The sequence below is a fragment of the Comamonas aquatilis genome (genome assembly GCF_965139575.1).
Classification (GTDB): domain Bacteria; phylum Pseudomonadota; class Gammaproteobacteria; order Burkholderiales; family Burkholderiaceae_C; genus Comamonas; species Comamonas aquatilis.
On the sequence record NZ_CBCSIW010000012.1, the window covers coordinates 1 to 15,023 of the forward strand.

The following is a 15,023-nucleotide window of genomic DNA, read 5'->3' on the forward strand; positions in this document are numbered from 1 at the left end:
GGGTGGGCTGGGGCCAGGCCAGCTCTTCCATGCCGCCGCCGATCACGCCGTCAACCAGCGGAATGCTTTCCGTCACCAGACGCATGCTGATGGAGGCCGTGTGCCAGCCGCTGGCGGCCAATCCCTGGAAGAAGGTGTTCTTGGCCGCTTCGGGGTCGAGGTGAAACACCTGGGGGTCGAACTGTTTGGCATAGGCAATGATTTGCGCTTCATCGAGCGCATAGCCGCCGCTGACAAATTTTTGCCCCACGTACAGATCATCCAGATACAGCTTCTCGCTCATGCCCGCCTCCTTGCATTGAATGCGCAGCAGTATGCATGCTGGTGGCGAAAACGGCTGTAGCGTATGCGGCATGCGGGCCGCACGGCTATGCTGGCGGCCATGATGTTCGAGTTTGAAGATTCAGAAGTGGCGCAGATTCAGCGCCAGGGCGAGGCCTTGGAGATCCGCTTTTCTGCGGCCCGTCTGGTGGAGGGCGGTAAAAGCGGGGCTGGCGAAGGCCTGTGGCAGCCCATGCTATTGATTTGCGAGCGAATAGCGATTGATGGTTCTGGGCTTGAGGCTGTTTTGGCCTCAATCGGGCGTTTGCGCTACGGCCAGCTGGAGATTCAGGGTCAACGCCTGCGCAGTCTGCCGTCTGCCTTTGAGAGCGAGGCGGCTTATGCGCTGGAGCTGGATTTTGCCAATGGCAGCGGCTGCCTGCTGCAGGGCCGGGGTCTGCGGCTGCAGCCCACCGGTCAGCAGTGCTCGGTGCAGTCATTTCAATGCGGCTAGAAGCCGCCTGGCCACGCGGCGCTGTCAGAACTCCAGATTGTCGATCAGCCGTGTGCCGCCGGCCTGGCCGTTGACGGCATGGGCGCCTATGCGGGCGGCGCCCAGCGCCACCAGCTCGCCGCTGCGGGCGTCTGCCGGGCTCAGCAAGTTGCTGCGCTGGCGCACGGTCAGGTAGTCGGGCTCCCAGCCCTTGGTACGCAGATCGGCCATGGCCTGGGCTTCCAGCTCGGCCAGATTGCCGCCTTGCCGCGCTGCGTCGGCCAGGGTCTTGAGCGCCTGGGACAGTGCCATGGCCTGCACACGCTGCTCATTGCTGAGATAGCCGTTGCGCGAGCTGAGCGCCAGGCCGCTGCCGGCGCGGGCCGTGTCGGCGCCCAGGATCTCTATGGGCAGGGCAAATTGCTGCACCATGCGGCGAATCACCATGATTTGCTGGTAATCCTTTTTGCCGAACACGGCCACGCCGCCGCCGGTGGTGGCGAACACGGCCTGGAACAGCTTCATCACCACGGTGCACACGCCGGTGAAGAAGCCGGGGCGGAAATGCCCTTCCAGAATATCGGCCAGCAGCGGGTCGGGCTGGACCTTGAAGGTTTGCGCCTCGGGGTAGAGGTCTTTCTCCTTGGGGGCAAAGACAATATCGCAGCCTTCGGCCTCCAGCTTGGCGCAGTCGGCGTCAAATGTGCGCGGGTAGCTATCAAAATCTTCGTGCGGCAGAAACTGCAAGCGGTTCACGAAGATGCTGGCCACGATCACGTCGCCATGCTGGCGCGCCAGCCGAATCAGCGATAGATGGCCTTCGTGCAGATTGCCCATGGTGGGCACAAAGGCGGGGCGACCCCGATTCGCCAGTGCGCTGCGCAGCTCGGCGATGGTTTGAACGATTTGCATGGTCTGACTCTTCAACTTTCCCAACTGATATCCGTGATGCGGCCGGTCGCATCGCATTTGACGGCAAGTATCTGGTCGCTGCCTTCGGGATCGATACGGTAGTCCAGCACCAGGGGCGCGCCCTCGCTGCTGCACCACAGGCCCATGCTGTGCAGCGTGAGAAGGCCTACAAAATCGATGGCGTCCACACTGGTCTGGCCGGCGGCCTGGGCATGGGCGATCAGGATCTGCGTGGCTTCCAGGCCCTGGGCATTTTCTTCCTGTGCCAGGTCCACATGAAAGGCGATGAAGTCGCTGTCTTCCTGCAGGTACCTGAGCAGGGCGGTGCGGGCCCGTGCATCCAGGGTGGGCAAACTGTTGAGCGTGGTGGCAAAAGCCCCCAGCAGCATGTTGTTGAGTTCCTGCTGGGGCGCGGCCCAGAGCCAGGCTTCTACCTCACGGCCGGCCAGGGGCAGATGGGCCTCCCAGACCACATCGGTGTCCTGCAGCTTGTCGGTGTTGAGCGGGCCAAAGTAGGTGTGATTGATCCGGGCCATGCGGCTCTCCTTGGCGCTTACCAGGCGTGAAGTGCGTTGTTGGGGAAGCTGCCATCCTTGACGGCTTTCACATAGGCCTCCATGGCGCCTTTGACGCTGCCTGCATCGGCCATGAAGTTGTGCACAAACTTGGCCATCTTGCCCAGGTTCACGCCCAGCATGTCGTGCAGCACCAGCACTTGACCGGCCGTGCCGTTGCCCGCGCCAATGCCTATGGTGTGGCAATGGGGCAGCTCATCTGTCAGCTGTGCGGACAGGGCGGCAGGCACCATCTCCAGCACCAGCATGGAGGCTCCGGCCTCTTGCAGCTCGCGGGCCTGGCGGCGCAGCGTCTGTGCCGAGACATCGTCCTTGCCTTGCACGCGATAGCCGCCCAGAGCGTGCACGGTTTGCGGCGTCAGCCCCAGGTGGGCGCAGACGGGAATGCCGCGCTCGACCAGAAATTCCACGGTAGGGGCAGTCCAGCCGCCGCCTTCCAGCTTGACCATATGGGCACCGGCCTGCATCAGCTCGCAGCTGCTGCGCAGGGCCTGCTCACGGCTTTCGGCGTAGCTGCCATAAGGCAGGTCGGCAATCACCCAGGCCGTGCCCTGGGCCCGATGCAGGCCGCGCGCCACGCTGGCCGTGTGATAGACCATGTCCTGCAGCGAGACGCCCACGGTGCTGTGCAGGCCCTGGCAGACCATGCCCAGAGAGTCGCCCACCAGAATGCATTCCACGCCGGCCGCATCGGCCACGGCCGCAAACGTGGCGTCATAGGCGGTGAGCATGGTGATTTTTTCACCCGCTGCGCGCATTTGTGCCAGGCGCGGCAGGCTGACGGGACGGCGCTGGGGCNAGGGGGAGGCGGGTGGAATCGTGCCGTAAGGCGTGCCGGTGGTGGCGGTCATGCGGATCTCCTAGCTTGGTTCTCGGTATTGCCCTTGGGCTTTGAATGGGGCAAATTTGCCCGCGAGTCTATGCCAAGCAATGGCCCTACGCCAAACCCAAACAGACCATGCCCCGCCGGATCGCCGGTACTATGCTTTGCAGACGATCCGGCGCAGCGGCGCCAGATGACCTATTCGCACGAGGTGTGTTCATGTTGATTGAAGCGCAGGAGCCCACATCAGAGCTGGTGGCTCATTCATCCTCAAAAGCTCCCGTGGCCTGGCAGGGCTTGCGCAATGTGAACCTGCTGGAGTCGCTATCCGATGAAAAACTGGCCGAACTGGCCACCCAATGCCACTGGCACCGGCTCGAGGCCGGTCAGGTGCTGCATGGGCCTTATCTGGATCAGCGGCTGTACATGCTGATTCACGGCGGTTTGAACGTGGGCAGCTATACGCCCGGCGGACGGGGACTGATTCTGGGTCAACTGCAGCCCGGCGTTTTTTTTGGCGGCCTGGCACCTCAAGACCCCTTGCTCTGCGTGCCGGTGACGGTGGAGGCCACGCAGCCCAGTCTGGTGGCTTCGCTGTCCAAGGCCGACCTGGAGGCGCTGATCATGAGCGAGGTGCAGGTTATGCGGGCCGTGATCGAGAGGCTCAGCGAGCTGGCTGCCACCTTGGCGCGACGGGTGGTCAACCTGGGCACGCTGTCGGTACGCGGGCGGCTGCATGCGCAGCTGCTGGAGCAGGCGGAGCGGGCGGGCATAGAGGGTGACGAGGCGCTGCTGTCGCCGGCGCCGCTGCAGCACGATCTGGCTTTGATGCTGGGCACCAGCCGCGAGGAAGTGGCGCGCGAGATGTCGCGGCTCACGCGCCTGGGCTTGCTGCAAAGAGAGGGACGTGACCTGCGCATCTGCCATGTGGACGGGCTCAGAGTGCTGCTGGAGGAGTCGCGTTGATTTTCGTATGGTGAAATGCATTTCGGAGTGAGAAAACGCACAGACCCGAAAAGCGGCGACGCGCATAGTCGAGCCATGCCACACACAGTGGCCTGAACTTGAAAGGATCACACTATGCGCACTCTCTCCGCAATCATCGCCGCTTCCCTGTTGGCTGTTTCTGGCCTGGCCATGGCGCAAGATCTGCCACAGACCGCAGCCACTTCCGGCAAGAGCCGAGCCGAAGTGCTGGCCGATCTGGAAATGTTCCAGCGCGCCGGTCTGGGCCTGCTGCCTTCGCCCGTTGGCTATGTGGAATCCGAACACACCAATGAATACCGCAAGGCCTATTCCGAGTATCAGCGCCTGCTGGCCAGCCCTGCTTACACCGCAGCCGTGGCCAAGTACGAATCGCGTTCGGCCTCGCGTCTGGCTTCCAAATAAGCTGAGGCTTTCTCTCTAGCCGTTCGAAGAGACGGCCATCTTGGTGGATGCGCGCTGCCGGAGTTTCTCCAGCGGCGCGTTTTTTTATGGCCAAAGCGCGGACAAGCCTAAGCAGTTATGCTGCCCGCATTCACCCGATTGCTCCCTCCCTGTTTTGATAGCTGCTTGCGTATATCCAATCAGGGCTTGAGGCCTGTTTGACTTGAAATCCTGCATAGACTTCTCCAATCCGCACGACCCGGCTGCACCACGGCTGCGCCAACAATTTGGCCGGCCTTTGCGCGTGCTGGCTGCCTATGCCTGCGACGAAGTGCCTGCGGTTTTGCAGGCCGTGGAGCAGGCCGCGCAGCAAGGCCTGTATTGCCTGGGCTGGCTGGCCTATGAAGCGGCCGCAGCTTTTGACCCCGCTTATGCCGGTGCCGTGCATGCGGCGCTGCCCGGACAGCCGTTGGCCTGGTTTGGCGTGCATGAGCAGGTGCAGGACTGGGAGGTTTCAGAGCCGGATCAGCGCAGCCTGCCCCCGCTGCAGTGGCTGCACAGCCCCGATCGTGCCCGCTTTGATGCCGATATCGCCCGCATTCACGCGGCAATTGCCCAAGGCGAGTGCTATCAAATCAATTACACAGCCCCTCTGATTGGCAGGCTGTGCGGGCCAGCAGGCCTGGACCGCTCGGCTGCGGCGCAAGCCTTGTTTGCGGCACTGCAGCGCGCCCAGCCCGGCGGCTATGCGGCGCTGGTCGATAGCGGCGACATGCAGGTGCTCTCTGTTTCGCCCGAACTGTTTTTTGACTGGGATGGCGAACGCATTCTGACTCGGCCCATGAAGGGTACGGCCGCCCGGGGCGATACGCCCGAGGCCGATGCTCTGCAGGCCCGCACCATGCGCGAATCGCCCAAGGAAAGGGCGGAGAACGTGATGATTGTGGATTTGCTGCGCAACGATCTGTCGCGCATTGCCGTGCCCCATAGCGTGAAAGTGCCGCGCCTGTTCCATACCGAAGCCCTGCCCAGCGTGTGGCAGATGACCAGCGACGTGGTGGCGCAGACGCGCCCCGGCACCACGCTGGCCCAGGTGTTTGGCGCCTTGTTTCCTTGCGGCTCCATTACCGGCGCACCCAAGCGCCAGGCCATGCGGCTGATTCAGGCGCTGGAGCCGCAGGCGCGCGGCGTGTACTGCGGCGCTCTGGGGCTGGTGCGCCCAGGTGCTGCGCCGGGCCGGATTCACGCCACCTTCAATGTGCCGATCCGCACGCCGGTGTTGCACGGCGATGAAATTCGCTGCGGCATAGGCAGCGGCATCACGGCCAGTGCCACGGCAGCGGCAGAATGGCAGGAGTGGCAGCACAAGCAGCGGTTTCTGGACCTGCTGGGCTGATCGTCAACATGCTCTCAAAAAGGAGCGGTGCCGCTGAAAACAGCCGGGCCGCAGCAAGCCGTGGATTTTGAAATTCTGGAAACCCTGGCCCTCAAGGACGGCCGCTGGCAAAACTGGCCTCTGCACTGGGCCCGCCTACAGATTGCGGCCCAGCATTTTCGCTATCCGTTGATGCAGATGCAGCTGGAGCACGATCTGCAGCAGCTGCAGCAAAGTCAGCCCATGGGCCACTGGCGCGTGCGTCTGGCGCTCAATGCGAGCGGCCAGATCGAGATCACCTCGCATGGGCTGCACGACAGTCTCCAGCCCGTGCAGCTGCAACTGGCCGGCAGCCCGCTTCCCAATGCGTTGGCCCACAGCGAGTGGGTGCGTTTCAAGACCTCGCGTCGTGGGCATTACGAGGCTTACCAGCCGCATGACGCTTCGGTGTTCGACACCGTGCTCTATAACGAAAACCGCGAGATCACCGAGTGCACGCGCGGCAATATCGCCATGCAGTTGGACGGTCGCTGGGTCACGCCGCCGCTGTCATGCGGTCTGCTGCCCGGCGTGGGTCGGGCGCTGGCGCTGTCCCAGGGCCGGGTGGTAGAGCAGGTGGTGAGGCTGGACGACGTGCCGCGCGTGACGGCCTGGGCCTTTGTCAACAGCTTGCGCGGCTGGCTGGAAGCAAGGCTGACGCCCTGACACGCACAAATGGTTTGCATGGTGCGATGACTCTGCCAGAATCTTCTCAACTTCCCCCACAGGAGACCACGCCATGGAAGATGACGATTTTGATGGGCTGTATCTGGACCTGATGCAGGAGTTCCTCTCGGAAGCCACGCCCGTGCAATGGCTGGCAGTGGCCTGCACCATGAACTACGACGGCAATGGCAATGGTGCGCTGGTGGACTGGATGATCAAGCAGCGCCAGCTGGAGCCGGCCGTGGCCAAGGCCTTGTACTGGTATTTGCAGCCCAGCTACTACCAGCACTATGCCGTGCAGGAGAAGGTGCCCAGCATCAACCGCAAAGGATGGGCGCGCGTGCAGGCTCTGACCGAGCGCTTTGAATCCGGCAAGCTGCCCGAACCCACCATAGGTTGGGACCCGGCCAACGATCTGGCATCGCCCACCTGCAAGTCCGAGCACCCCGGCTATGACTGGACGGCCGAGGAGGTCAAGGGCAAGGATGCGGCCTGGAGCATTCCCGCCATCATGCGCACTGCGGTACCCGGCCCGCAGCCAGATATCTATGCCTATTGCGACGAGCACGACTGGGAAGAGGGCATGCCGCCACATGTGCAGGAGGCGCTGAACGCCGCCATGAATGAAGAGCCGGATACCGACGACGAAGACTGACGGGATGGCTTTGCACGCAGGCAATGCTGGAAATCGTTGTTGAAATCCTGGGCGAGTTTTTGCTTCAAGCCATTGGTGAGGCCTTGGTCGAGCTGGGCTTGCACTCGCTGGCCGAACCTTTTCGCCGCCCGCCCAATCCCTGGCTGGCTTCTCTGGGATATGCCTTGTTTGGCGCCATCCTGGGTGGGTTGAGTCTGCTGGTTTTTTCGCAGCATTTTCCGCAGGACGGACCTGGCCGCTGGCTCAATTTGCTGCTGACGCCCGTGGCCGTGGGTGGCGTGATGGTGCTCATGGGCGTCTGGCGCAGCCGCCGTGGCGAGCAGCGCCTGCGCATCAACCGCTTTTTCTACGGTTATCTGTTGGCTCTGGCCTTTGCCCTGGTGCGTTTTGCGGCTGCGGCCTAAGAACGTGTTTACGATCTCTACGATGCCGCGTTGAGGCGCAATCGGGATGAGTTCGAAGCGATGTGGAGCAGCTTGCACCGGATGCAAGCAAGCCGCAGCGCGAAGAAATCGCCCGATTTCGCCTCAACCCTTAGGGCCAGTGCCTTTGCGGGTGGTCTGCGGTGTTGCGGTCGCTTGCAAGGCAACAGCCTTGCTGCGCACCCGCGCCTAGCATCCCATCCCGCAAAGGTACTGGCGCGGCGCCGAGGAGATCGTAAATACGTTCTGATAACGCGTCTGCAAGGAATACTCTATTGGTATCGTTTAAAGATACCGGGTAAATATAGATATCGAAATCGGACTGCAAACTTCTACTATCGCTTCACCACCACTTCTGGAGCAAGTCCGTGAACACACAGCAAACACACAGCAAGCCTTCATCCGCCTTTGTCGCTGCCTCCTGGGCCGCGCTGCTGCTGGGGATTGCTGCTTTCATTGCCGGGCTGTGGAACGCAAACATGCAGCTCAACGAAAAAGGTTTTTACTTTGCCGTGCTGGTACTGGGTCTGTATTCCGCCATTTCCTTGCAAAAATCCGTGCGTGACCGGCTGGAAGGCATACCTGTCACCGGCATTTACTTTGGCATCAGCTGGGTGGCGCTGATCATCGCCGTGCTGCTGCTGGCCACAGGTCTGTTCAATGCCACCTTGCAACTCAGCGAAAAAGGCTTTTACGGTATGGCGTTTGCACTGGGCCTGTTCGGCGCGATTGCGGTGCAGAAAAACACCCGCGATAACCTGGGCGGAGAGACTGGCGAAGAGCGCAGCGAGAAAAAGCGCGAGAGAGCAGCGGCTGCCGCCGCCCCGGATGCGGCGAAGCCGACCGAAGGCACGGGCTCAGGTTCAGGCTTCACCCGCTGAGCGAGGCCAAACCCTGAGGCCCAAGGCCTGTGATCCCCTCCAAAGACCTGCAGGCATGGCCCGCAGGTCTTTTTCATGGACGGGCGCGTTCGTCAGCCTGTGCGCGCTGCTGGGCGATGAAGCGGAAAAAGATGGCGGCCAGGCGCTCGGTCTCGGGGGCCTGTGCTGTCCAGCCTTCCAGCTGTGCCAGGGCCTGGACCGTGGCTTCAAAGCTGGAGAGCTGCCCCGGCAAATGGGCTTTGCGAATGACATAGCCCGATGCCGGTACGTCTAGCAATGCCAGGCGCGGCAACGCTTGCAGGGCAGGGTTGAGATATAGCATCTTGCGGCTTTTGCGCCAGGTACCGTCAATCACCACCAGCCGCAGCTGCCGGGGCGGGCAGGGCCAGTGCGCGGGCAAGGGGGTAGCGGGCAGCAGCTGCAGGGCCGCATCCTGCTCTGTGGTCTCTGGATACAGTAGCAGGGCCTGGCGTGGCTCTGTATCGATATCCACGCTACCAGCCCAGGGCTGGTGCAAAGCCGCTTGCAGCTCGGCGGCATCAAACTGCTCGCCCACCAGCAGACGGCTGTGGGGTAGGCTCAGCTGCAGCAAACGTCCCGTGCCCTTGGCTTCGTGGACTTCCATGGGGTGCTGCAGTATCAATACCTGTACCCCGTGCTCCACGGGCTGTGCCAGGGCGCAAATGCAGGTGCGCTGCGCGCGCTGGCATTGCGGACAGCGCGTGCGCGGCGTGGGGGTGCAGGACGGTTGACTCATGAATTGATAGCTATAAGCACTTGATGATCAATGGCTGGATGAGTTTTTGGCTTGTATTCCTCTACGGAGGACCATATCAAGCGCTATGTGATCGAGCCCATAAAAAATGCCCGCAGCCAGTGCGGGCATGTGCTCGAGGGCGGCGCTGGTTTACAGACGGCCCTTGAAGTAGGTGGCTTTGTCCATGTCGGCCACATCCACGCTCAGCTGCACCAGCATATCGCCGGGCTGGGGCACGAGGCGGCGCAGCACGGCGGCCAGGCCGTCGGACATTTCCTTTTTGGCCTGCTCGCTGCGGCCGGACATCAGTTGCAGCTGCACGTGCACGAAACCGCGGTTCTCGGGCGAGCTGCCAATGTAGAAGCTGGTCAGGCGCGCAATGCGGGATTTGACGTCGGCTTCATCGGTCACCGTGGGGTGAGCGCAGACCACGGCATTGAGTTCGCGCATCAACTCGCGCTCGTTCAGGCCGGTGAGGTTGTCGGTGTATTCAATATGCAGATGAGGCATGGTCTTGTCTTGCTCTGTGCTTTCGCGATGGAAAGCCGTTTATAGCAGCTGCGTAGGCACCTTGTGGCGCAGTTCCACCTGTTTGTTCTCATCGTTGACGAAGACCAGCTGGGGCTGGTGGCTTGCCACGTCGTTCTCGTGTACCTGGGCAAAGCTGGCAATGATGAGCAGATCGCCCACGCAGGCGCGGCGCGCTGCTGAACCGTTGACCGAAATCATGCCGCTGCCGCGCTGGCCCTTGATGGCGTAGGTCACAAAGCGCTCGCCGTTGTCGATGTTCCAGATATGAACCTGTTCGTTCTCGGCAATATTGGCAGCGTCCAGCAGGTCTTCATCAATGGCGCAAGAGCCTTCGTAATGCAGCTCGCATTGCGTGGTTTTGACGCGGTGGATCTTGGACTTGAGCAGGGTGCGGAACATGGGGTGTCTCTCTGGGGCGCTGTGCGCGTTGCTTGAATGGAGCAGGCCTGTGCTTGCGAAAAAATCACGCAAGTCTAAATGCGATCGGCAAAACCCATGTAGTTCATTAAGGGCATTGACAGCGAAATGCAGCGCAACGGCATTCCCGTTGCCGATAGCTGTAGCAGCGGTAGCCGAAGGCTTGAATGGCGGATTGCAATGTAATTGTTGCTTTTTTGTCAATTCAAGGGTTGTAACTAATGTTTCATTTGCGATTTGTTTAATGGCGTCAGTCCCAGGCGGGGCCGAGTCTTAGGGCAGGCCATCCCGTTCTGCATGGGCTTTCTCATTTCTATAAACCCAGTGAACAGCATGAAACGTACTTTTCTCGCCCTTGCCGCTCTGAGCGCCGCAGCCGGAGCCATGGCCCAATCCAGCGTTACCGTTTTTGGAGTGGCCGACGTGTCGGTGGCCCATATCTCCACCTCGACCAAGAGCGTTTCCGGTCTGGCCACCGGCGGCAATGCCAGCAGCCGTCTGGGCTTTCGCGGTGTGGAAGATCTGGGCGGCGGCCTGAAGGCCGACTTCTGGCTGGAAGGCAGCCTGAGCATGGACGATGGCACGGCCGCCGGCTTCAGCTTCGATCGCCGCTCCACCGTCAGCCTGCTGGGCAATTTTGGTGAAGTGCGCCTGGGCCGCGACAAGACGCCTGCCTACCAGAACCTGGAAAACTTCCACGCTTTTGGCGACACCGGCATGGGCGCCATCAACGGCCACAACCTGATCAGCAGCTCTGCTGCCGGTACCTCCGAAGGCTCCAACCCCAAGCGCAATTCCAACACCATCAGCTATCTGCTGCCCAAGCTGGGCGGTGTGTACGGTCAACTGACCCACAGCTTCGGCGAGAAGGCCGATGACCACAGCCTGGCCAGCTCCACCGGCTTGCGTCTGGGTTATGCCAACGGTCCGCTGAATGTGGCTGCGGCCTATGGCGTTGCACGCGGCGGTACGGCTGCCGTTGGTGTGGACTACAAGACCATGAACCTGGGTGCGTCCTACAACTTTGGTGTGGTGACACCCATGCTGCTGATTGCCTCGGATCGCGGTAATGACAAGCGAGTTGACATGTACAGCCTGGGCATGAGAATGCCTCTGGGCGTTGGCGAACTGCGCGCTGCCTACACCTGGTACAAGGACAAGAAGCAAAGCGATGCGGACTCCCAACGCCTGGCTCTGGGCTATGGCTACAAGCTGTCCAAGCGCACCGAAATCTACGCCGCCGTGGCACGCATGAGCAACGACGGCAAGGCCAGTCGCAAGCTGGGTTCCTCGCTGAGCCCCACACCCGTGGTGGGCAAGAGCCTGACCGGCTACGAAATCGGTCTGCGCCACAGCTTCTAAGCCGCCAGGCCTGAGGGGCTGCGGCAAGAGCCGCGCGCTCTCGGGTCTGATGAACTTGCCGAGTTAGGCCTCCGGGTGGGGAAGCCTTCCGACTCTTCGCAAGCTTGCCCCGCATCTGCGGGGCTTTTTTATCTGCGCAATGCTCTCAGAGCAGATCGAGCACGCAGCCGTCGCCAATGCTGTCGCGCCACACGCGCACGCGGCTGGGGGCGGGCTGCATATCGGCCAGGGCGTTGGCGATGAAGAGGCTCAGGTTTTCCAGCGTGGGCTTGCCCAGCCCGGGAATCTCATCCAGAAAATGGTGGTCCAGCTGGTCCCGCAGCAGCTCCAGGCGGGCGCGCAGATAGCCCAGGTCGATGACCATGCCGTTGTCCGGATTGCGGGGGCCGGTCACGCTGACTTCGGCGTAATAAGTATGGCCGTGAATGCGGCGGCTGCCCTCGGTTTCAATCGCGCGCTCCAGCGTATGGGCCGCATCAAAGAAAAAGCGCTGGTGAACGGTAAATTGCATATCAGTGATCTGTGGCGCTGAGCACTATCTTTGGCCTATGAAATGGACGCAGACCAAGTGAGGGATGGCCAGCACGGGCCGCCCCGCAGCGTGGGCTGCCCCAGCAAAGGCCATCGTCCCCCTTCAAGGGGGAAGGCGCGAAGCGACTCAGGGGGTGTTTCATCTGATCCCCGTGAGCTTGTGGGTTTGCAGACTGAGGCGCCAGGTCGGACGCTGCAGGCATTGTTCAATGCAGGCCTCGATATTGGCCGCCTGATTGGCATTGTCCATGGGCTGCAGAAAATAGTGGGCAAACTGGGTGCCGGCCTCAATGGCTTGCAGATCGAAGCCGGGCTGGGGCCAGACCAGCTTGATTTCCTGGCCGCTGCGCTGAATCCAGTCGGCACCGGCCTTGGGGCTGATGCACAGCCAGTCAATGCCTGGCGGGGCGGCTATCGTGCCATTGCTTTCCACGGCAATGCGAAAACCGCGCTCGTGCAGGGCGGCAATCAGCGCCTCATCCACCTGCAGCAGGGGTTCGCCGCCGGTCAGCACCACCAGGCGGTGCTGGCTGTCCGTGGCCGGCCACTGGGCCAGAATGCGTTCGGCCAGCGCCTCGGCGGTGCTGAACTTGCCGCCCAGCGTGCCGTCGGTACCCACAAAGTCGGTGTCGCAGAACTGGCAGATGGCGCTGGGGCGGTCCTGCTCGCGGCCGGTCCACAGATTGCAGCCGGCAAAGCGGCAGAACACGGCTGGCATGCCCGCCTGGCCGCCTTCTCCTTGCAAGGTGTAAAAAATTTCTTTGACGCTGTATGTCATGCCTGTGCTTTCACTGCGGGTGTGTATTTTTCATCCGCAGGTGGGCGAATGTAAGTCCTGACTGCCAGAGTCTGCTGTGCAAAGGCAAAAAGTCAGGATGAAGGGCTGGGGTATCTGTCCTAGGCGTTCTGGCTCAGACGGGCGTATAGGCCAGGCGCACGTAAATCGGTGCAAAAGCTTCGGCCTGGGTGATCTCGATCAGCGTTTCCTTGGCCAGCTCCAGCATGGCGATAAAGGTCACGACCAGCACGGTAGAGCCTTTTTCGGGGTTGAAGATGCGCTCGAACTCCACAAAGCGCTGGCCTTGCAACTGCTTCAAGATCTGGCTCATGTACTCGCGCACGGACAGCTCTTCGCGGGTGATCTTGTGGGTCTGCACCAGCTTGGCGCGTTTGAGGATGTCGCGCCAGGCCGCTTGCAGTTCGCCGATTTCCACGTCCGGAAAGCGCGGCTGCAGGCTTTGCTCAATATGCACCGTGGCCTTGAGAAAGTCGCGGCCGTACTGGGGAATTTCCTTGAGCTGCATGGCCGCCAGCTTCATCTGCTCGTACTCGAGCAGACGCCGCACCAGCTCGGCACGCGGGTCTTCGGCCTCTTCGCCACCTTCGGGCTTTTTGGGCGGCAGCAGCATGCGCGACTTGATCTCGATCAGCATGGCCGCCATCAGCAGGTATTCGGCGGCCAGCTCCAGATTGGTGCTGCGAATTTCGTCGACGTAAGCCATGTACTGGCGCGTCACATCCTGCATGGGAATGTCGAGGATGTTGAAGTTCTGCTTGCGGATCAGGTAGAGCAGCAAGTCCAGCGGGCCTTCAAAGGCTTCGAGAAAGACTTCCAGCGCATCGGGCGGGATGTACAAATCCTGCGGCAGGGCGAACAAAGGCTCGCCGTACAGACGTGCCAAAGCCACCTGATCCAGAACATCCGGATAGGTGGCGGCAAGAGCGTCTGTGCCATCGCCCAGAGGCGACGCGGGATCGGGCAAGACCTGGCTTGCGTCAGCCTGGCTCATGGCTTGCTATGCAAGCAGGAGCTTTCCGCGCTTGCTAGATAAGCGTGAGAGGCTGATTTCATCAAGATTGCTAAGCCAGGGCGCCGGGCTCAGGAGTGGTTGGTCTGGTAGACGTAGGGCTTTTGCTCCACGCGGCCGGCGCGCAGGTCTTCCCAGACTTCATGGTTCACGTCCTTGTCCCACAGCAGGGAGCGGCCTTCCACTTGCTGTTCGGCCAGCGCGGGGTTCTTGCTCTTGAGTTCGTTGAGGAAGTTGGTGGTGTCGGAACGGTAGTCGGGGCGGCGGAAGAAGGACATGTGCTTAAAACCTCTTTGGATGCGGGATTTTAGCCGTTTGGCCGCCCAAGACGGAATGGCGGCTATTCAGAACGTGTTTGCGATCTCTACGCAGCCGCGTTGAGGCGCAATCGGGATGAGTTCGAAGCGATGTGGAGCAGCTTGCACTGGGGTGCAAGCCAGCCGCAGCGCGAAGAAATCGCCCGATTTCGCCTCAACCCTTAGGGCCAGTGCCTTTGCTGGCGCCCGGCCAGGGGTGGTCTGGGGTGTTGCGGTCGCTTGCAAGGCAACAGCCTTGCTGCGCACCCGCCCCTAGCATCCCATCCCGCAAAGACGCTGGCGCGGCGCCGAGGAGATCACAGACACGTTCTTAGGTCATTCAGGCAGATCTGGGCAAAGGCCTTGCAGTCAGCGGAGGCACCGCTGTGCTGCAGCACCTGCTCCAGCACGGCGCTCAGTTGCGCAGGGCCTACGGGGTTGGGATCGCGCGCCAGCATGTCGGCGTCCACGCGGGTGGTACGGTCCAGCCAGCCAATGACCTGGGTGCTGGGTTGGCGCAGCAGCGATGCGGCCAGCGCCGGGGTGTAGCTGGCCATGGGGTGCTCTTCAATCAGGCTGCCGAACGGGCCGGGGCCGCCGTAGTCAAGCTCGGGCCAGGCCTCGACCAGGGCCAGAATGCGGGGCAGCAGCGCCTCCAGGGGCTGGGCCTGCAAGAGCTCCATATGTTCATACACGGGGTCGATGATCAGCCATTTGTCTTGCTGCAGCTGGGCAGCTTGGGCGGCATGGTGGAACTGGGCGAACAGGGAATCCAGGGAGTGGCTCATGGCAGGTGGGGAGAAAGACGGGGATGGGCAGGCCGGCTTGCATATTCGCACGAACAGCTGCCG

21 protein-coding genes are annotated in these 15,023 nt (G+C 61.8%); 9 read left to right on the forward strand and 12 right to left on the reverse strand.

Going from position 1 to position 15,023, the window contains the following annotated elements; genetic code table 11:
• The coding region (locus ACNAZA_RS14225; RefSeq protein ID WP_415797211.1) for a MaoC/PaaZ C-terminal domain-containing protein at window positions 1-283 on the reverse strand (283 nt) is incomplete at its 3' end.
• Between the two features lie 99 nt (window positions 284-382).
• On the opposite strand from ACNAZA_RS14225, the gene ACNAZA_RS14230 reads away from it, so the two are divergent.
• A complete protein-coding gene (locus tag ACNAZA_RS14230; protein ID WP_415797212.1) occupies window positions 383-775 on the forward strand; it encodes a hypothetical protein in 393 nt (130 codons plus the stop codon).
• Window positions 776-799: 24 nt separating this feature from the next.
• On the opposite strand, the gene panC is transcribed toward ACNAZA_RS14230, so the two are convergent.
• The 3 genes from panC to panB form a co-directional block, all read right to left on the reverse strand.
• Window positions 800-1,666, reverse strand: coding sequence for a pantoate--beta-alanine ligase (gene panC, locus ACNAZA_RS14235; RefSeq protein ID WP_415797213.1), 867 nt, complete (start codon window positions 1,664-1,666; stop codon window positions 800-802).
• An 11-nt stretch (window positions 1,667-1,677) separates the two neighbouring features.
• Window positions 1,678-2,202: a DUF2004 domain-containing protein gene (locus ACNAZA_RS14240; protein WP_415797214.1), complete on the reverse strand. Its 525-nt coding sequence runs from the start codon at window positions 2,200-2,202 to the stop codon at window positions 1,678-1,680.
• Window positions 2,203-2,219: 17 nt separating this feature from the next.
• On the reverse strand, window positions 2,220-3,039 hold an 820-nt coding region (panB, locus tag ACNAZA_RS14245), incomplete at its 5' end, for a 3-methyl-2-oxobutanoate hydroxymethyltransferase (RefSeq protein WP_415797215.1).
• Between the two features lie 244 nt (window positions 3,040-3,283).
• Between panB and ACNAZA_RS14250 the strand changes: the two genes are divergently transcribed.
• From ACNAZA_RS14250 to yiaA, 7 genes are all read left to right on the forward strand, one after another.
• On the forward strand, window positions 3,284-4,030 hold the full coding sequence (locus ACNAZA_RS14250) for a Crp/Fnr family transcriptional regulator (protein WP_415797216.1): 747 nt from the start codon (window positions 3,284-3,286) through the stop codon (window positions 4,028-4,030).
• 114 nt (window positions 4,031-4,144) lie between these two features.
• Complete coding sequence (locus tag ACNAZA_RS14255) at window positions 4,145-4,453, forward strand: DUF4148 domain-containing protein (RefSeq protein ID WP_415797217.1); 309 nt, start codon at window positions 4,145-4,147, stop codon at window positions 4,451-4,453.
• Window positions 4,454-4,655: 202 nt separating this feature from the next.
• Complete coding sequence (locus ACNAZA_RS14260) at window positions 4,656-5,828, forward strand: chorismate-binding protein (RefSeq protein ID WP_415797218.1); 1,173 nt, start codon at window positions 4,656-4,658, stop codon at window positions 5,826-5,828.
• A 27-nt stretch (window positions 5,829-5,855) separates the two neighbouring features.
• Window positions 5,856-6,512 carry an aminotransferase class IV gene (locus tag ACNAZA_RS14265; protein ID WP_415797219.1) on the forward strand — a complete coding sequence of 219 codons (657 nt, stop codon included), beginning with the start codon at window positions 5,856-5,858 and terminating at the stop codon, window positions 6,510-6,512.
• A 73-nt stretch (window positions 6,513-6,585) separates the two neighbouring features.
• Window positions 6,586-7,167: a DUF4274 domain-containing protein gene (locus ACNAZA_RS14270; protein ID WP_415797220.1), complete on the forward strand. Its 582-nt coding sequence runs from the start codon at window positions 6,586-6,588 to the stop codon at window positions 7,165-7,167.
• Window positions 7,168-7,190: 23 nt separating this feature from the next.
• The gene (locus ACNAZA_RS14275) at window positions 7,191-7,571 is read left to right on the forward strand and encodes a hypothetical protein (RefSeq protein ID WP_415797221.1); all 381 of its coding nucleotides are present in this window, start codon (window positions 7,191-7,193) and stop codon (window positions 7,569-7,571) included.
• Window positions 7,572-7,957: 386 nt separating this feature from the next.
• The gene (gene yiaA / locus ACNAZA_RS14280; protein WP_415797222.1) at window positions 7,958-8,470 is read left to right on the forward strand and encodes an inner membrane protein YiaA; all 513 of its coding nucleotides are present in this window, start codon (window positions 7,958-7,960) and stop codon (window positions 8,468-8,470) included.
• A 73-nt stretch (window positions 8,471-8,543) separates the two neighbouring features.
• Here yiaA and ACNAZA_RS14285 read toward each other — a convergent pair whose 3' ends face one another.
• From ACNAZA_RS14285 to panD, 3 genes are all read right to left on the reverse strand, one after another.
• The gene (locus tag ACNAZA_RS14285) at window positions 8,544-9,227 is read right to left on the reverse strand and encodes a tRNA-uridine aminocarboxypropyltransferase (RefSeq protein ID WP_415797223.1); all 684 of its coding nucleotides are present in this window, start codon (window positions 9,225-9,227) and stop codon (window positions 8,544-8,546) included.
• A gap of 150 nt (window positions 9,228-9,377) precedes the next feature.
• Window positions 9,378-9,737 carry a 5-carboxymethyl-2-hydroxymuconate Delta-isomerase gene (locus ACNAZA_RS14290; protein ID WP_120971347.1) on the reverse strand — a complete coding sequence of 120 codons (360 nt, stop codon included), beginning with the start codon at window positions 9,735-9,737 and terminating at the stop codon, window positions 9,378-9,380.
• Window positions 9,738-9,776: 39 nt separating this feature from the next.
• Window positions 9,777-10,157, reverse strand: a complete 381-nt coding sequence (panD, locus tag ACNAZA_RS14295) for an aspartate 1-decarboxylase (protein WP_120971346.1) — start codon at window positions 10,155-10,157, stop codon at window positions 9,777-9,779.
• Window positions 10,158-10,508: 351 nt separating this feature from the next.
• Here panD and ACNAZA_RS14300 point away from each other — a divergent pair, with 351 nt between their 5' ends.
• On the forward strand, window positions 10,509-11,537 hold the full coding sequence (locus ACNAZA_RS14300; RefSeq protein ID WP_415797224.1) for a porin: 1,029 nt from the start codon (window positions 10,509-10,511) through the stop codon (window positions 11,535-11,537).
• Window positions 11,538-11,682: 145 nt separating this feature from the next.
• Here the strand turns inward: ACNAZA_RS14300 and ACNAZA_RS14305 are convergent, their stop codons facing one another.
• The 5 genes from ACNAZA_RS14305 to ACNAZA_RS14325 form a co-directional block, all read right to left on the reverse strand.
• Window positions 11,683-12,048: a 6-pyruvoyl trahydropterin synthase family protein gene (locus ACNAZA_RS14305; protein ID WP_415797225.1), complete on the reverse strand. Its 366-nt coding sequence runs from the start codon at window positions 12,046-12,048 to the stop codon at window positions 11,683-11,685.
• Window positions 12,049-12,207: 159 nt separating this feature from the next.
• Window positions 12,208-12,846 (reverse strand): 7-carboxy-7-deazaguanine synthase, encoded by a 639-nt coding sequence (gene queE / locus ACNAZA_RS14310; protein WP_120971343.1) that lies wholly within the window; start codon window positions 12,844-12,846, stop codon window positions 12,208-12,210.
• Window positions 12,847-12,979: 133 nt separating this feature from the next.
• The gene (locus tag ACNAZA_RS14315) at window positions 12,980-13,858 is read right to left on the reverse strand and encodes a segregation and condensation protein A (RefSeq protein WP_415797226.1); all 879 of its coding nucleotides are present in this window, start codon (window positions 13,856-13,858) and stop codon (window positions 12,980-12,982) included.
• Window positions 13,859-13,947: 89 nt separating this feature from the next.
• Window positions 13,948-14,154, reverse strand: coding sequence for a DUF3460 family protein (locus ACNAZA_RS14320; protein WP_120971341.1), 207 nt, complete (start codon window positions 14,152-14,154; stop codon window positions 13,948-13,950).
• A gap of 335 nt (window positions 14,155-14,489) precedes the next feature.
• Complete coding sequence (locus ACNAZA_RS14325; protein WP_415797227.1) at window positions 14,490-14,960, reverse strand: hypothetical protein; 471 nt, start codon at window positions 14,958-14,960, stop codon at window positions 14,490-14,492.
• Window positions 14,961-15,023: the final 63 nt, after the last annotated feature.

Excerpts from the sequence above, each read along its gene's own strand:
- ACNAZA_RS14230 (WP_415797212.1), top strand. The coding sequence starts at position 383 with ATGATGTTCGAGTTTGAAGATTCAGAAGTGGCGCAGATTCAGCGCCAG.
- panC (WP_415797213.1), bottom strand. The coding sequence starts at position 1,666 with ATGCAAATCGTTCAAACCATCGCCGAGCTGCGCAGCGCACTGGCGAAT.
- ACNAZA_RS14240 (WP_415797214.1), bottom strand. The coding sequence starts at position 2,202 with ATGGCCCGGATCAATCACACCTACTTTGGCCCGCTCAACACCGACAAG.
- ACNAZA_RS14250 (WP_415797216.1), top strand. The coding sequence starts at position 3,284 with ATGTTGATTGAAGCGCAGGAGCCCACATCAGAGCTGGTGGCTCATTCA.
- ACNAZA_RS14255 (WP_415797217.1), top strand. The coding sequence starts at position 4,145 with ATGCGCACTCTCTCCGCAATCATCGCCGCTTCCCTGTTGGCTGTTTCT.
- ACNAZA_RS14270 (WP_415797220.1), top strand. The coding sequence starts at position 6,586 with ATGGAAGATGACGATTTTGATGGGCTGTATCTGGACCTGATGCAGGAG.
- ACNAZA_RS14275 (WP_415797221.1), top strand. The coding sequence starts at position 7,191 with ATGCTGGAAATCGTTGTTGAAATCCTGGGCGAGTTTTTGCTTCAAGCC.
- ACNAZA_RS14285 (WP_415797223.1), bottom strand. The coding sequence starts at position 9,227 with ATGAGTCAACCGTCCTGCACCCCCACGCCGCGCACGCGCTGTCCGCAA.
- ACNAZA_RS14290 (WP_120971347.1), bottom strand. The coding sequence starts at position 9,737 with ATGCCTCATCTGCATATTGAATACACCGACAACCTCACCGGCCTGAAC.
- panD (WP_120971346.1), bottom strand. The coding sequence starts at position 10,157 with ATGTTCCGCACCCTGCTCAAGTCCAAGATCCACCGCGTCAAAACCACG.
- ACNAZA_RS14300 (WP_415797224.1), top strand. The coding sequence starts at position 10,509 with ATGAAACGTACTTTTCTCGCCCTTGCCGCTCTGAGCGCCGCAGCCGGA.
- ACNAZA_RS14305 (WP_415797225.1), bottom strand. The coding sequence starts at position 12,048 with ATGCAATTTACCGTTCACCAGCGCTTTTTCTTTGATGCGGCCCATACG.
- queE (WP_120971343.1), bottom strand. The coding sequence starts at position 12,846 with ATGACATACAGCGTCAAAGAAATTTTTTACACCTTGCAAGGAGAAGGC.
- ACNAZA_RS14315 (WP_415797226.1), bottom strand. The coding sequence starts at position 13,858 with ATGAGCCAGGCTGACGCAAGCCAGGTCTTGCCCGATCCCGCGTCGCCT.
- ACNAZA_RS14320 (WP_120971341.1), bottom strand. The coding sequence starts at position 14,154 with ATGTCCTTCTTCCGCCGCCCCGACTACCGTTCCGACACCACCAACTTC.
- ACNAZA_RS14325 (WP_415797227.1), bottom strand. The coding sequence starts at position 14,960 with ATGAGCCACTCCCTGGATTCCCTGTTCGCCCAGTTCCACCATGCCGCC.